The organism is Clostridium tyrobutyricum DSM 2637 = ATCC 25755 = JCM 11008, from assembly GCF_000359585.1.
Classification (GTDB): Bacteria; Bacillota; Clostridia; order Clostridiales; family Clostridiaceae; genus Clostridium_B; species Clostridium_B tyrobutyricum.
Map to the genome: position 1 here is coordinate 25,962 of NZ_APMH01000014.1, position 15,363 is coordinate 41,324.

Consider the following 15,363-nt stretch of genomic DNA (forward strand, 5'->3'; position numbering starts at 1 on the left):
TATGATGGCTAGGACAATTGATAACAGTGAAAGTGCACAAAGCATTTTAAAGGGGATAAAATGTTTTATACTTGATCTTGATGGAACTTTTTATCTGGGAAATAAAATACTTGATGGTTCCATAGAGTTTTTACACCGACTTGAAGATAATAATATCCAATTTAAATTTTTTACGAACAATTCATCTAGAAATGCAAGGTTTTATATAAACAAGATTAAAAAAATGGGATATGATTTGAGTCTGGATAAAATGCTTATTTCAAATCATGTTATTATAAATTATATCAAAGCAAACCTGAAAGGAAGAAGGGTATTTATTTTAGGCAATGAATATCTTAAAAATGACTTCATAGAGTCTGGAATTCCTATTGATATGAACAATCCTGATCTAGTTGTTGTAGGATTTGATACTTCACTGGCTTACAAAAACGTTTCAAAAGCCTGCAGATTTATAAGAAATGGAGCTGGTTTTCTAGCGGTAAATCCTGATCTTAATTGTCCCACTGAAGATGGATTTATACCTGATTGTGGATCAATATGCTCCATGATTACAGCATCAACGGGAGTTATTCCAGAGTTCTTTGGAAAACCGTCACATCATACATTGAAATATGTTATTGAAAATACGGGATTTAAAGAAGAAGAGATTGCTTTTTTAGGGGATAGACTTTATACTGATATAGCTATAGGAAGAGATAATAATTCTGTGACTATTCTAGTCCTTTCAGGTGAAGCAAAACTTGAAGATTTAGTTGAATCTAAAGTACAACCTACACTTGTTTTCGAATCACTGGCCAGTATGAAAGATGTTTTGGGATGTTGCTAAGTTTAAGGTGTCAGACCCTCGGGTTAATGGGGTCTGACTTTATGGTAAAAAAAGGAATCTATAGCAAATAATAAATTTGATTGAACATTATATATGAAAACATGTGGAAAGAGACAATTGTATGGATTATAATAATAGACATGAGCATAATTAAAAAATTAAATACAAGAAAAAGGAAATATTATTGATTGAAGAATAAAAATTACAGCTTTTTTATGAAAAACATGTTTTACAATTAATGGCAACGTAAAAATAGTCAGACTGGTCCTAAGGTAAAAATAGGTTTTAAAAAATAACAGGTTTTAAATTAAGCTGTTCTCTTTAATCCCGATAGGGATCTGGTTTTATCAGAGTTACCAGATTTTATAGCTGCTATCGCAGTCGTCAGAAGACATATATGTCCTACAGTATTTAAGTTTGAGACAGAATTTATATTCTTGACATAAGCTTTTTCCATCTGGAATTATATCTTTCAGATTCTGTCCTCAAGCTGTAGATGGTTTTAAAAAATTTAGACTCATGATTAATTGAAGCCCTGTAGTCAGTGCCTTTGCTGATATAACGGACACATCCTCTGTTTTTCCTGCCATTGAAATATTTTTCATGCTTGCAGGGACATAAGGAATCATCTTTAGATTTTTTAAATGGGCAGCAAAATTTTTGTTTGATGTATGAATCAAAATACTGTCGTCCATCTTTATGCATGGCTAGACCGCCTTGACATATAATATTGCCAGTGGAAGTTAATTTAGGAGTTTTCTTTCCTCTTTTGTTGATGGCAATAAAAGCAAGTCCTTTCAGGTTGTTTTTTATGAAATTATGATTTGATTTTGAATCATAGCCTTTATCTGCGATAACGTAACTTCCATTAAGTGAAGACCAGCTGTTTGTACTTGAAAGAAATTTGGTTAAAGTAGAAATTTCATTGATATCAGCAGTACTTGTGTATTCATCTATAGGGAGTCCAGATATTGCATCACAGATAACGTGGTTTTTATAACCCCAGTAAAATTCATATTTTTTACTTAATTTATTATTGGAGTTATCATTGATTTTAATTTTCATGGAATTATTTGCAGTATGTACTCCAAGTTTACAATCTTTATCAGACTTTGGATGATTCTTCTTTGAAAACTTATTTGATGCGAAGCATTTAAGGTTATTAAGTTTAGTGTTTGCTTTAATTGGAGTTGCATCAACAGATATAAAATTATTGTCTATAAAGCCAAGTTTTTTAAGAGTATTTACCTGATATTTCATAATTTCTTTCAAGCAAGAGTTTTCAATATTTTTTATGAACCTTTGAAAAGTTCTGTATGAAGGAAGTGGTTTAAGAATGTCAAAGCCACAAAGCTGTGCAATGATTAAATTATTTTCTAAAAAATCTTTAAGATCAGTAATTTGAGCAAACTTCTCACATTTCATGACTATAAAGGCTCTGAAAAGAGCATGTCTTGAGAAGCCGACAGGTCCATATTTAGAAGGAACCCTATCGGGTATAGGAGATAAATTAAGATTTTCAAAAATGTTAGTATAAAAATTTATAGTATTTTTAGAAGTAAAAAGCTCAATTATGTTAAAGATTTCTTGACGTTGATACATAGAGATTTCCTCCTTTTAGTGTTTTTATTATGTTGTATTTTAAAAATTCGACAAAAGTTGGGGAAATCCTATGATATAAATTTTAGTGATAGAAAAAAATAGCCCTTATAGGGCTAGAGAAATGAGTGTCTTAGAGTTATGCTCAAGGCTATTATAATAATGTCAATGGGGTGATTTTTTGAAACTTGAAGAAAAATTAGGGATAAAAAAGGAATTATTGATACAAATTCAAAAAACATTTTCAAAATTTAAAAACGTAGACCGTGCAGTTGTTTTTGGTTCTAGGGCAAGAGGAGATTACAAATATAATTCTGATATAGATATTGCTATTTTAGGAGATGATATTACATCTAGAGATTTCAATTCTATTTGTGATGGATTAAATCAACTGAATACAGCTTTTACTTTTGATACATTAAATATGAAGAATATATCCAAAACAGGTTTGAAAGATAATATTGAGAGGGAAGGAATTGTAATTTATGATGCTGGAGAGAGTTAAAGAGAGATATATAGATTTTAAAAAAGCTTTTTTTAGATTGAAGAATGCAAGTGAAATAAAAGATAATAGTGATATTTTAGTGGATGCAGTTATTCAAAGATTCGAATTTACTTTTGAACTTAGCTGGAAACTCATGAAATCATATCTGGAATATGAGGGTATAGAAGGGGCTGTAAGCCCAAGAAGTACTATAAGACTTGCATTTAAGCAGGAAATTATTACAGATGGAGATGATTGGATAACCATGATGCTTGATAGAAATAGAACTTCCCATGTATATGATGAAGAACTGGCGCTTGAAATATTTAATAATATAAAAACTCATCATGTAAAATTATTGGAATCGCTTGTTACAAAATTTGAAACAATAGTTGTATCTTGAGAAGTGTTTGTTTCACTTATGATATAGTTTTATATATTCAGGGAGGAACATTGGGTGATATTACCACTAAAAGAATATGAAAAAAGAAAGATCAAGTATAATTCATTACTAAAAAAGCAGCAGAAATTCGGTCATAACATAACTAATTTAAGGCTGGCTGTATTTATATTGGGACTTATAACTTTAATAATAATGTATATATTTAAAAAATATATTTTGTTTGATTCTATAGTGGCAGGTGTGATTGTTTTACTTTTCTATCTCGCTTATCTACATAAAAATATATCAGAATTTTTATTCACACAATTAAGAATAATATAATAAAAAATGCTATTTGATGCTATAATTTAATTATAGTATAAAAATCATAAAACTTAAGATAAAGGATGTGTAAATATGCTTGATGGTAAAAAAATAGTAGTTGGTATTACTGGATGCAGTGCGGCTATAAAAACTTTGGATGTGATTTCCAGACTGAAAAAACTTCACGCAGATGTATATGCTTCCATGACCGAAAATTCAACTAATTTTATAACACCGCTTATGGTACAGAGAAGTGTTGATCATCCCATTGAAATTGAAGCCTTTGACTTGCCAAAATCATGGGAAAAAGGTCACAAATCCCTTTCACAAGACGTGGATTTGCTTTTGATTGCACCTGCTTCTGCAAATATTTTAGGAAAAGCAGCTAATGGAATTGCAGATGATTTATTGTCAACAATTATTATGTCAACACGTACTCCCAAAGTCATAGCTACACATATTAATAACAAGATGTACAATAGTCCAAGTGTACAGCGTAACGTAAAGACTTTAATAGGTGACGGTTTTACTTTTGTAGACAATGGGAACAAGGAATATCCTTCAATATTTCCATCTGTTGATCAGATAGTAGATACAGTGGTTAAGGTTTTAGATGCCCAAGCTTAGAATATGGTTTTCATAATTTATAAAGCTGAAAAAAAGTTGGTGCAATACGATGAATGTGTATTACACCAACTTTTTTATAATTAGTTTCGGATTATATGATCAAATGCACTTAAGGCGGCAGTTGCACCTGATCCCATTGAGATAATTATTTGCCTATAGGGACTGTCCGTACAATCGCCTGCAGCAAATACTCCAGGTATATTTGTTGCACCCTTGTTATCTGTAATGATTTCACCTCGTGAATTGAGTGCTACAGTTCCATTTAGCCAACCGGTATTTGGTACAAGACCAATTTGTACAAATACTCCATCAATTTTTACACTGTGTTTTTCTCCTGTAGAGCGGTCAATGTAGGTAATGCCATTTACCTTTTCATTGCCGGTAATTTCTTTTGTCTCAGCATTGGTTATCACAGTTATGTTAGACAAACTTTTGAGGCGATTTTGAAGTACTTCATCAGCCTTAAGCCCTGGCAGAAATTCAAGAACAGTTACATGTTCCACGATGCCTGCTAGATCAATGGCTGTCTCGATTCCTGAATTACCTCCGCCGATAACTGCTACATCTTTTCCTTTAAATAGAGGACCGTCACAATGAGGACAGTGTTACACCTTTGCTTTTCAGCTGAACCTCTATTAAATCCTCTTTTTTTAATCCTGTGGCCAATTGAGATCTTATTATATCTACGTTGTACTCTTTAACATGTTCTTCAAGGTTTTTTAGTATGGTTTATACTTGAATAGTTTGATAAAATAAAGATAATATAGATAGAAATGTAGATTTTGGAATTATACTCAAGTTTAAAAGTTTGGAGGTACTAATTTGAAATACGAAGTAAAAACTAAAAAGGAACAGGAATTTATAAATATAATATCTCTTGTAAAAGAGGAAGTAAAGAAAAGTGGCGTTAAAGATAGAATTGCAATAGTTTTTGTTCCGCATACTACAGCAGGAGTAACAATAAATGAAAATGCTGATCCGGATGTAGTAAGGGATATACTCTATGCGTTAAATAAAAAATTTCCAGTGAATGATGCATATCTACATGCAGAGGGAAATTCCCATGCTCATATAAAAGCTTCATTGATGGGTTCATCCTGTAATGTTATTATAGAAAATGGAGAGCTTGTACTTGGAATATGGCAGGGTATCTATTTTTGCGAATTTGATGGCCCGAGAAATAGAAAAGTTTGTATAAAAGTTATTGGATAATCAGTATAAAAGGAGGGATTTAGATGGATATAGCATCATTGTCAATTGCCATGAACCAATCAAAGGTTCAACAGAGTGCAGGCATAGCACTAATGAAAATGGCTATGAACAATACAAGTGAAAATGCTGGACAAATCATGGAAATATTGGAAGGTGTTTCTTATGATACGAATTTGGGAAATAATTTGGATATAAGGGCATAGTAGAATTATAAGTCAGCTGTTATCTGTAATGAATTTCCAGGTAACAGCTGACTTATAATTAAAGTTTTACTTAATATAGACGATAACTCAAGTAAATTAATAGAGGGGATGAATTAATTGATAAATATTGTTTCAAGTGTAATTACCAAACATAATATAATGAATACACAGAGAAAAAACGCTGGGTTATTGGATAAATTAAATAAAGATCTATTTGGAAATAATAAATTTACTGCAGACGACTTTAAAGTGGATCAATTGAGGACTCAACTTAGAAACAGTCAAATATCAGAGCAGCATATACAGGAAGGTATGTCTATTCTCCAGGAAAAGAGAAAAGCAGTGACTTCACTTCAAAAAATGTCAAATCAGCTTAAACAATTGTCCATACAATATGGAAAAGATAATTGTACAAGTCAAGACAGGCAGTCTATAGAAAAACAGGCAAAAGAAATAATTGAGAACATGAACAGTATAATGAATAATACTTTTGGAGATAAAGGTGCTTTTGCAGGAAAAACAGTTTCAGTAGAAACAAGTGATGAATCTAATATCATTGTAGATATGGCTCTTAATATAAGCCTAGATAAATCCAATGACAAAAAATCTAAAAATAATAAAGCCCATACAGATGATATACACATAGAAGGAAATTTAAGTATAAATGATATACTTAAAAATACCAATGCAATAGAAAATAATTTGATAAAACCATTGGATAAATATTTAAATGAAATACATAAACAAATGACAGGATTATTCAATGATGTATTGTATCAGGACATGATTTTGGATATGGCAGCTAAAGGGTTGAACTCTCTGGGTGAGCTAGATCAGTATCAAACAAGAACTATTATGGAAAATTCTGATATTATAGTTAAAAGTGCAGGTAATGCATTGTATTGTCAGAGTGAGAACTTAGATAGAAATACAGTAGGTAAGTTAATCATGTAGTTATTGTAAATTACAAATATATTTGAGAAGGTGAAATGTTGGTAAAAAATTATATGGAAGATATTGTAGATGAACTTATGCCGGGTGTTCTGGAAAAGTATGATGATATTTGCAAATGCCCTAAATGTTTGAATGATATAAAGGCAATAGTTTTAAATAATCTTTCACCAAAATATATATCCACTGAAAGAGGAATGTTATATACTAAATTAAATGAACTTTCAAGGCAGTTTAATACAAATATAGTAAAAGAAATTGTTCTTGCCATAAATATAGTGTCTAAAAATCCATCTCATTCCCATTAAATTTTATTAAGGTATAAAACTTCTCCAAAGAGATATGATAATAATATAATTATAGTATAACAATCCATATAAAAAATGAAAAGGATGTTTTCTGCATGACACTCAATAAAAAATTATTTAAGATAAATGAACTTCAGATTTTAATACTGGGATTTTTATCTATAATATTTATAGGTGCAGTTTTGCTCTCTCTTCCGATATCTTCACAAAAGCATATACATACAAATTTTTTGGATTCAGTATTCATGGCTACCTCTGCAACTTGTGTAACAGGGCTTTCAATTGTGGATACAGGAAATTACTGGACCTATTTTGGAAAGTCTGTAATTTTAACTTTAATTCAAGTTGGAGGATTGGGATTCATGTCATTTTCAACTCTTCTTGCACTGCTTTCAGGAAGAAGGATAACACTTAGAGAGAGGCTGCTGATTCAGCAGTCTCTGAATTCCTTTAATATACAGGGACTTATAAAGATGTCAAAGTACATATTGATATTTACATTTTTAGTAGAAGCTGTAGGGACAGGTATTCTCTCTATACATTTCATACCTGAATTTGGTATTTACAGAGGTCTTTTTTATTCTATTTTTCATTCGGTTTCGGCTTTCTGCAATGCCGGGATAGAATTGGTTCCATATCACAATAATGCGGATATTGTACTCACCATAAGTGCCTTGATTATTACTGGAAGTTTGGGATTCTATGTATGGAATGAGATATATGGTTTGAGAAGGGTGAAGGACATAAAGAAAGTATCCCTTCACTCAAAAGTATGTATAACCATGACTATAATACTTTTGGTATCTGGAACCATACTATTTTTCATGTTTGAATTTAAAAATCCAGATACTATGGGAAAAATGAATTTAGGGCATAAACTCTTGTACTCATTTTTTGCGTCGACTTCATCCAGAACGGCGGGATTTGGTTCAATATCTCTCCAGGATATGACAAGAAGCAGCAAGTCCCTTATTGTAATTCTCATGTTTATAGGTGGAGCACCAGGTTCTACTGCAGGTGGAATAAAAATAACTACTACTGCTATAATTGTAATGACAGTAATATCTGTAATAAGGGGAAGGCAGAATACTGAAATTTATAAAAAAACTATAAAAAAAGACCTTGTCTATAAATCTATTGTAATATTAATAATTGACATATTATTGGTATTAGTCTCTTTTATGATATTAGGTGTAATTGAATCCAGAGAATCCTCAGAGACCATATTTTTTGAATGTGTATCGGCTTTTGGAACTGTTGGACTGAGTTCAGGATTTACAGCAGGTTTGAGTACTGCCGGAAAGATAATAATAATTGTAGACATGTTTTTTGGAAGATTGGGTGGACTTACAATAATATTGTCAATGACAAACAGGAAAATTCCTAATTCTATAAAATATCCTGATGATAGAATGTTGATTGGATAAAATTTTTAACTGGAGGTAAACTTTATGGTGAAAAAACAGTATTTGGTTATAGGTCTCGGAAGATTCGGAAAGTCAATGGCCAGGACTTTATATGAGCTGGGAAATGATGTTCTTGCAGTTGATTCAAATGATGAAAATGTACAGAGTATAAGCAATTATGTGACACAGGCAGTTCAAACAGATGCTACAGAAGAAGAGAACTTAAATGCACTTGGATTAGATAATTTCGATGCAGCCATAATAGGAATAGGTGACGATATTCAAAGCAGTGTTGTAGTTACACTTTTGTTGAAAGAAATGGGAATAAAGTATGTACTGGCTAAGGCAAATACAGAACTGCATGCAAAGATATTATACAAGATAGGTGCTGACAAAGTGGTTTTTCCAGAGAAGGATACTGCTATCAGAGTTGCCCATAATCTTGTATCAAATGGCATATTGGATTTTATACAGCTGTCTTCCGAGTATACAGCTGCTGAAATACTTTGTATGAAACAATGGATAGGGAAAACTCTAAGTCAAATTGATATAAGAACTATTTATGGGATAAATATTATAGCTATAAAAAGGAAAAATGATGTAAATGTCTCACCTACACCAGATTTCAAGCTCCTTGAAGGAGATATAATTGTAGCTATCGGAAAACAAAGTCAAATTGAAAAGTTGGGAAAAAAGATAAAGTAACAATATTAAAGGTGATTTCATTATGAAAATTTATTTGAAAAAGAAAATGAATTATGGATTACTAGCTGCTGTGATGATTCTATTTATATGTACTATAAAAAAGCCAACTTTTTGGTGTATAATTTAGATAAAATAGGCAGTTGCTGCTTGTAAAAAAATTTACAAGCAGCAGCTGTTTGGATAAGGAGGCTACATATGAGAATTTTACATACTTCTGACTGGCATCTTGGGAAAAATCTGGAGGGATATAGCAGAATGGATGAACAGGAGGCTTTTCTCAAAGATTTCATAGGTATAGTTGAAGAAAATCACATAGATTTGATAATTGTTGCAGGAGATATTTACGACAGCTATAATCCACCTGCAAGAGCTGAAAAAATGTTTTATGATACACTTAAAAAGCTGTCATCTGGCGGGAAGAGAATGACCCTGATCATAGCAGGCAACCATGACAATCCGGATAGACTTGTAGCGGCAGGCCCTCTCGCTAAAGAACATGGTATTATTATGATAGGTACTCCAAAAACTATAGTATCTCCTGGGAAATATGGAGATCATACAGTAGTTGATTCTGGAAATGGATATGTTGAAATAGAAATAAATGGAGAAAGAGCTGTAATTCTCACATTGCCATACCCAAGTGAAAAGAGATTAAATGAAGTATTGTACGATGAAATGGATACTGAGATCAAAAAGGTCCAATCATATAATGACAGAATAAAATCAATTTTTGACAACCTAAGTAAAAACTATAGAGATGATACTATAAACCTAGTTGTTTCACATCTGTTTACGATAGGTAGTCAGGAAGGCGGTTCTGAGAGGAATGTTCAGCTTGGAGGAAGCTTTATAGTAGATGGAAGTTGTTTCCCTGAAAAAGCCCAATATGTTGCACTTGGCCATATTCACAAACCTCAAATAGTACCTGGAACAAATGGAATAGTCAGATATTCAGGATCTCCACTTCAGTACAATAAAAAGGAAATTAACTTTAAAAAGAAATGTTTTATAGTAGATGTAAAACCATGTGAACAATGCAGCGTGGAAGAGATAGAATTTAAAATATACAAGCCTATAGAAATATGGAAATGCAAAAGTGTAGAGGATGCTATAAAAAAATGTAAAATCAATAAAGACAGAAATTGTTTTGTATATATAGAAATTATGACTGATACATACATAGGGGAAGAAGCAATAAAATTAATGAAGACAAACAAGAAGGATATAATTGAGATTGTACCTAAAATAGTGGGAGAAAATGTGGACAACGTAGATATAGGTAGTTTTTCTGAAAAGCCATTTGAAGAAATATTTAAGGAGTTTTATTTTAAGGAGAGGAAAGTTGAACCTCAGCAGGAAGTGGTAGATACATTATTATCCATTATGAATGGAGGTGAAGAAGAAAATGAGACCAATTAAACTTAAAATAAAGGGATTGAACAGCTTTATAGAAACGCAGGAAATAGATTTTCATAAATTGATGTACAGAGGTTTGTTTGGCATATTTGGTCCTACAGGAAGTGGCAAGTCTACAATACTTGATGGTATTACCCTTGCATTATATGGCGAGGTTGCAAGAAAAAGCTCTAATTTTATTAATACAAATTGCAGCAATTTATATGTTAGTTTTGAATTTCAGATATCTGCGAAGGAAATAAATATCTATAGAGTGGATAGAGAATACAGGAGAGATAAAGAGGGAAGGATCAGAACAAAATCTGCTAGGATTTTAGATATTACTTGTGGAGAAGAAATATTAGAAGAGGGAGTAAAAAGTGTAAACAAAAAGTGTGAAGAAATAATAGGCCTGCAGCTTGATGATTTTACCAGGACGGTGGTTTTGCCCCAGGGAAAATTCAGTGAATTTTTAACATTGAGTGGAAAAGAAAGAAGGGATATGCTTGAGAGATTGTTTAATCTTCAGAAATATGGTAATGAACTTTCTTCCAAATTGTCCAGAGAAGTAAGCAGCCAAAAACAGAAGTTTAATGTGCTTCAGGGTGAACTAAAAGGCTATGATAATATTAATGTAGATATTCTTAAAAATAAAACTGAACAGTTCTCAATAATTAAAGAACAGTGCAGTGAATATGAAAAACAACTTGCAGAAATTGAAGTCAAATTCAATGAGGGAAAAGAATTGATGGATCTTCAAAATGATTTGAAACATAAGCTTGTTGAACAGGATTCACTTGAAAAAAATAAAGCCAAAATAGAAAGCTACAAAAATAAGATTTTATTGTGTGAAAGTGCACTAAAAGTAAAACCATATGTTGATAACTATGAAAGTACAGTCCAAAAGATTAAAAGTGTAAAAAATGAAATAATGCATTTGGAAGATGAGATGAAAAAAGTTGAAGAAAATAGAGCTTTAGTATACAAATTTTTAACTGAAGCCAAAGCTGATAATGACAATAAATTACCTGAGCTGAGATTGCAGTATCAAAAAATTGTAGATGCCATACAGGAAAGAGATATTTTAAATAGAGTTATATGTGAAAATAATTCAATAAAAGAAAGCATTGTAAAATTGAGTGACAATATTGATACTTTTAAATATGAAATAGAAAACAATGGCAAGTATATTGAATCAATATATAATAGTATAAGTCTTAAGGAAAAAAAGTGTGATGAGCTTGAAACTTCAGAACAATACAAGCGAAAAGTCAATGAGGCAATAGTGATTTTAAGTAATTATGAAAATTTAATAAAGCAAAGAGATGTTTTATGTGGTAAGATAAAAAGCACAGTATATATTATTGAAAGTAATGAAAGGGAAAGTAAGGTATTATTCAATGATTTAAATGAAAAAAAGCATTTGCTGCAGGAAAAAGAAGATATGTTGGATGAACTGTTAAAAAATTGTCCAGGGGATCAAAATATGCTTCTTGAACTTCAAAAAAAGATATCTTCTACAGACGACAAATGGACTCAATATAACAGCATTACTTACAATATTAAAAATAGCAGTAATATTATAGAAGATTTTAAAGAAAAATTGAACCAAGATAATAAAAAAATTGAGGAATTGGAAAAACATATCAGTAATAGAAATGGTGAGATTGAAAGTATCCATGTTGAAAATCTCGCCCAGACATTGAGAAGTAAATTGATAGAAGGTGAGCCATGTCCTGTATGCGGTTCAGTTCATCATATTGGACAAAATATAAAGACGACTGATACTCATAATTTAAAGCAGCTAAAATTGGATTTGGATAAAAAGAAGAAAGATTATGAATTGTTGACTGCAAGAATTATAAAAATAAAGGCAAATATTGACGGAGAAATCAAAAATATAGAAAAAAACAATGAGCAATTGGAACAATTGGGGGAAGAGTTTAAATCAGTTTCTGTAGATGAGTTAAAACATCAATTTAGATTGTTGAGGGATAATATTGAAAAATTCAATTCAGAGAAAACTAGTCTGGAAAGCCAAATTAAAATCTTAACTGAGAATAAAAACAAATTGGAAATAGGATATAGCAAAATGTTTGCCGTTCAGGAACAGAATAAAAGTCAACTTGTTAATTTGAAAACAGAACTTGAAAAATTGGAAAATGAATATAAGGGTTTATATGATATATTGTCCAATATGAAAACTGAGCTCAAGGTCCACGACTTCAAGCAGAAGAACATGGAAATATATGAAAGAGAAAAGAAAAGAATTTCCATAGAAAATCGATTAAAAGATTTAAGGGTGGCTTTGAAAAAAAATCAAAATCAGAGAGAGATTCTAAAAGGAAAATTTACAGATTTGAGAGAAAGATTAAATGAAAATAAAGTCAGATTTGTTGAGAATGAAAAGATAATACATGAGAAAAAAACTAGTATAAAAGCTAAGCTTGAAAACAGTGAGAATATGGAACAACTTGAAAGTGTTAAGGAGAGTATACTCCGCAGGATAGAGCAGATAAAAGATACATACATTAGAACAGAAAAACAAAAAAATGACATAGATACCAAATATAATGAATGCAATTCCAATTTGGTAGCATCTCAAAAAAACTTGCTGAATTTAAAAGAGAGAAATACACAGGAAAGAATAAGTCTTGAAAATATATTGAAAGAACAAAATATAAATAATATAGATGAAGTTAAAAATAATATTGTAGATGTACTGGAAATCAAAAAACTAAAAAGTGAAGTAGAAGAATATAATAGATTATCAGCTAAATTGGCAGGCACTCTGGAAGATATTAATAAAAAAATAGGCAGTAGAAAGATTACACAGGAGCAGTGGGATGAGATAAAAAAGTCTCGAAATGAAAAAAATAAAATATTTGAGGAACTTAAAAATACTAGGATAAAATTAGAAGATGAGATAAAATATATAAGTTACAAATTAAATGAGTTAAATATACTTTCGAAATCAAAACAAAAACTCAATCATAAATTAAGTATTTTAGATGATCTGGATAAATTATTCAAAGGCAAAAAATTTGTAGAATTTGTAGCTGCAAATCAGTTGAAATACATATCTATTGAGGCTAGTAAAAGATTGAGACACATAACTTGTGGAAAGTATGGATTGGAAGTTGATGACGAGGGAAAATTCCTCATTATAGATTATAAAAATGGAGGAGAAAAGAGGGATGCTTCAACTCTGTCAGGCGGCGAAGTATTTGTAACATCACTTGCACTTGCACTGGCATTATCCTCCCGAATACAATTAAAAGGTACGGCACCTCTTGAATTGTTCTTTTTAGATGAAGGATTTGGGACTCTTGACGATAATTTACTTGAGATAGTTATGGATTCACTGGAAAAAATTCACAATAAAAGATTGTCAATAGGAATAATAAGTCATCTGGAATCAATTAAAGACAGAGTTCCGGTAAAGCTTGTTGTTACTCCGGCAGAAGCTGGAATTGGAGGAAGCAGGGTTAAAATAGAATAGAGTATAAAAACAGGGAGTGAAATATATTATGAAAAAAGTTAGAATAGCATTGTTGGGACTTGGAAATGTAGGAATTGGGGTTTGTATAATTTTGTACTCAAATAGAAAAGAGATAATGAAAAGATCGGGATATGAAGTTGAAATAGCAAAGATTCTCGTAAGAGATAAAAATAAAGATAGGGATGTATATATACCTGATGGTGTACTTACAACTGATTTCAATGATATATTGAATGATGATTCGATTAAGGTTGTAGTGGAAGTCATGGGAGGAATACAACCTTCAAAAGACTATATTCTAAAATGCATGGACAAGAAAAAGCATATAGTTACTGCAAATAAAATGCTTCTGGCAACTAATGGGGATGAACTATTTCAAAAAGCAGAAAGTAATGGAGTAATGCTGCAATATGAAGCAAGTGTTGCAGGAGGAATTCCAATAATAAATGGAATAGAGGAAAGCTTGACTGCCAATAAAATTAAAGAGTTATACGGCATAGTAAATGGTACTACGAATTATATTTTAACTAAAATGCAGCTTGATAAAATGGATTTTGATACTGCCCTTAAGCAAGCACAGGAAAAAGGATATGCTGAGGCGGATCCAACATCTGACATTGAAGGATTTGATGCACAGTATAAGCTTGCAATACTTTCATCACTGGCTTTTGGCACAAAGATAAATATAGATAATGTCTATAGGGAAGGCATTACCAAAATTTCATCCATAGATATAAAGTATGCCAAGAAATTCAATATGGTAGTTAAGATGCTTGCTATTGCAAAAGATCATTTTGGAAGGCTTGAACTTAGAGTTCATCCTACAATGATACCTAATGATCATCCTCTTGCTAATGTATATGATTCTTTTAATGCAATATTTATAAAAGGAAATGCAGTGGGGGATCTTATGTTTTATGGAAGAGGTGCAGGAAGTCTGCCTACCGGAAGTGCAGTGGTAAGTGATATTATTGCCATATTGAGAAAAAATGTAGATTCGCAAAGTAGCTTACCTGCATTGAAAAATAATCTATGGGATAGAAAGATAGATGATATAGGAAAGAGTAAAGGAAAGTTTTATATTAGAATTACTGTGGAAGATCAATCTGGGGCACTTGGAAAAATAACTACAATTTTTGGAAAGTATAGTATAAGCATTCGTTCGGTTATACAGAAGGGAGAAAAAAATTCAAAAGGAGGGGTTAACATAGTTTTAATTACACATAATACTTGTAAGGAAAAAATAGATTGTGCTGTTAAGGAAATTAATAATTTGGAATCCGTAATTGCAATTAATAATATTATAAGAATAGAAGATTTTAAATAAAAAACCTCTATTTTATAAAAAAAATTAAAAAAATTTTTAAAAAATTTTTTAAAATATATGGTTATTGATTTATTTAATATGTTCTCCCCCTTAACACGTTGATATTAAAAAA

Annotated in this window: 16 protein-coding genes; 14 read left to right on the forward strand and 2 right to left on the reverse strand. The window is 31.2% G+C overall.

Annotation, left to right across the window (positions count from 1 at the left end):
• The first annotated feature begins 1 nt into the window (after position 1).
• Entirely contained in the window at positions 2-826 is an 825-nt protein-coding gene (locus J418_RS0107850) for an HAD-IIA family hydrolase (protein WP_017895302.1), read from the forward strand.
• 429 nt (positions 827-1,255) lie between these two features.
• On the opposite strand, the gene J418_RS15550 is transcribed toward J418_RS0107850, so the two are convergent.
• The gene (locus J418_RS15550) at positions 1,256-2,428 is read right to left on the reverse strand and encodes a transposase (protein WP_017895303.1); all 1,173 of its coding nucleotides are present in this window, start codon (positions 2,426-2,428) and stop codon (positions 1,256-1,258) included.
• Between the two features lie 178 nt (positions 2,429-2,606).
• Between J418_RS15550 and J418_RS0107860 the strand changes: the two genes are divergently transcribed.
• The 4 genes from J418_RS0107860 to J418_RS0107875 all read left to right on the forward strand — a co-directional run bounded on the left by J418_RS0107860 (position 2,607) and on the right by J418_RS0107875 (position 4,242).
• Positions 2,607-2,930: a nucleotidyltransferase family protein gene (locus tag J418_RS0107860; protein ID WP_017895304.1), complete on the forward strand. Its 324-nt coding sequence runs from the start codon at positions 2,607-2,609 to the stop codon at positions 2,928-2,930.
• Complete coding sequence (locus J418_RS0107865) at positions 2,911-3,312, forward strand: nucleotidyltransferase substrate binding protein (RefSeq protein WP_017750885.1); 402 nt, start codon at positions 2,911-2,913, stop codon at positions 3,310-3,312. The genes J418_RS0107860 and J418_RS0107865 overlap by 20 nt, the downstream gene beginning before the upstream one ends.
• 54 nt (positions 3,313-3,366) lie before the next feature.
• Positions 3,367-3,633, forward strand: a complete 267-nt coding sequence (locus J418_RS0107870) for a phospholipid carrier-dependent glycosyltransferase (protein ID WP_017750884.1) — start codon at positions 3,367-3,369, stop codon at positions 3,631-3,633.
• A 75-nt stretch (positions 3,634-3,708) separates the two neighbouring features.
• Entirely contained in the window at positions 3,709-4,242 is a 534-nt protein-coding gene (locus J418_RS0107875) for a flavoprotein (protein WP_017895305.1), read from the forward strand.
• Between the two features lie 80 nt (positions 4,243-4,322).
• On the opposite strand, the gene J418_RS15900 is transcribed toward J418_RS0107875, so the two are convergent.
• Positions 4,323-4,796, reverse strand: coding sequence for an FAD-dependent oxidoreductase (locus J418_RS15900; RefSeq protein ID WP_459561947.1), 474 nt, complete (start codon positions 4,794-4,796; stop codon positions 4,323-4,325).
• Between the two features lie 268 nt (positions 4,797-5,064).
• Between J418_RS15900 and J418_RS0107885 the strand changes: the two genes are divergently transcribed.
• The 9 genes from J418_RS0107885 to J418_RS0107930 all read left to right on the forward strand — a co-directional run bounded on the left by J418_RS0107885 (position 5,065) and on the right by J418_RS0107930 (position 15,251).
• Positions 5,065-5,454, forward strand: a complete 390-nt coding sequence (locus tag J418_RS0107885; protein ID WP_017895307.1) for a secondary thiamine-phosphate synthase enzyme YjbQ — start codon at positions 5,065-5,067, stop codon at positions 5,452-5,454.
• 23 nt (positions 5,455-5,477) lie between these two features.
• A complete protein-coding gene (locus J418_RS0107890) occupies positions 5,478-5,657 on the forward strand; it encodes a YjfB family protein (RefSeq protein WP_017895308.1) in 180 nt (59 codons plus the stop codon).
• A gap of 117 nt (positions 5,658-5,774) precedes the next feature.
• The gene (locus J418_RS0107895) at positions 5,775-6,611 is read left to right on the forward strand and encodes a hypothetical protein (protein ID WP_017895309.1); all 837 of its coding nucleotides are present in this window, start codon (positions 5,775-5,777) and stop codon (positions 6,609-6,611) included.
• Between the two features lie 35 nt (positions 6,612-6,646).
• Positions 6,647-6,916: a late competence development ComFB family protein gene (locus J418_RS0107900; RefSeq protein ID WP_235807017.1), complete on the forward strand. Its 270-nt coding sequence runs from the start codon at positions 6,647-6,649 to the stop codon at positions 6,914-6,916.
• 95 nt (positions 6,917-7,011) lie between these two features.
• Positions 7,012-8,343: a TrkH family potassium uptake protein gene (locus J418_RS0107905; protein WP_017895310.1), complete on the forward strand. Its 1,332-nt coding sequence runs from the start codon at positions 7,012-7,014 to the stop codon at positions 8,341-8,343.
• A gap of 24 nt (positions 8,344-8,367) precedes the next feature.
• The gene (locus J418_RS0107910) at positions 8,368-9,027 is read left to right on the forward strand and encodes a potassium channel family protein (protein ID WP_017895311.1); all 660 of its coding nucleotides are present in this window, start codon (positions 8,368-8,370) and stop codon (positions 9,025-9,027) included.
• 195 nt (positions 9,028-9,222) lie between these two features.
• A complete protein-coding gene (locus J418_RS0107920; RefSeq protein WP_017895313.1) occupies positions 9,223-10,446 on the forward strand; it encodes an exonuclease SbcCD subunit D in 1,224 nt (407 codons plus the stop codon).
• Entirely contained in the window at positions 10,433-13,924 is a 3,492-nt protein-coding gene (locus J418_RS0107925) for an AAA family ATPase (RefSeq protein WP_017750873.1), read from the forward strand. The genes J418_RS0107920 and J418_RS0107925 overlap by 14 nt, the downstream gene beginning before the upstream one ends.
• Before the next feature lie 28 nt (positions 13,925-13,952).
• Positions 13,953-15,251 carry a homoserine dehydrogenase gene (locus tag J418_RS0107930; protein ID WP_017750872.1) on the forward strand — a complete coding sequence of 433 codons (1,299 nt, stop codon included), beginning with the start codon at positions 13,953-13,955 and terminating at the stop codon, positions 15,249-15,251.
• The last annotated feature ends 112 nt before the right edge of the window (positions 15,252-15,363 follow it).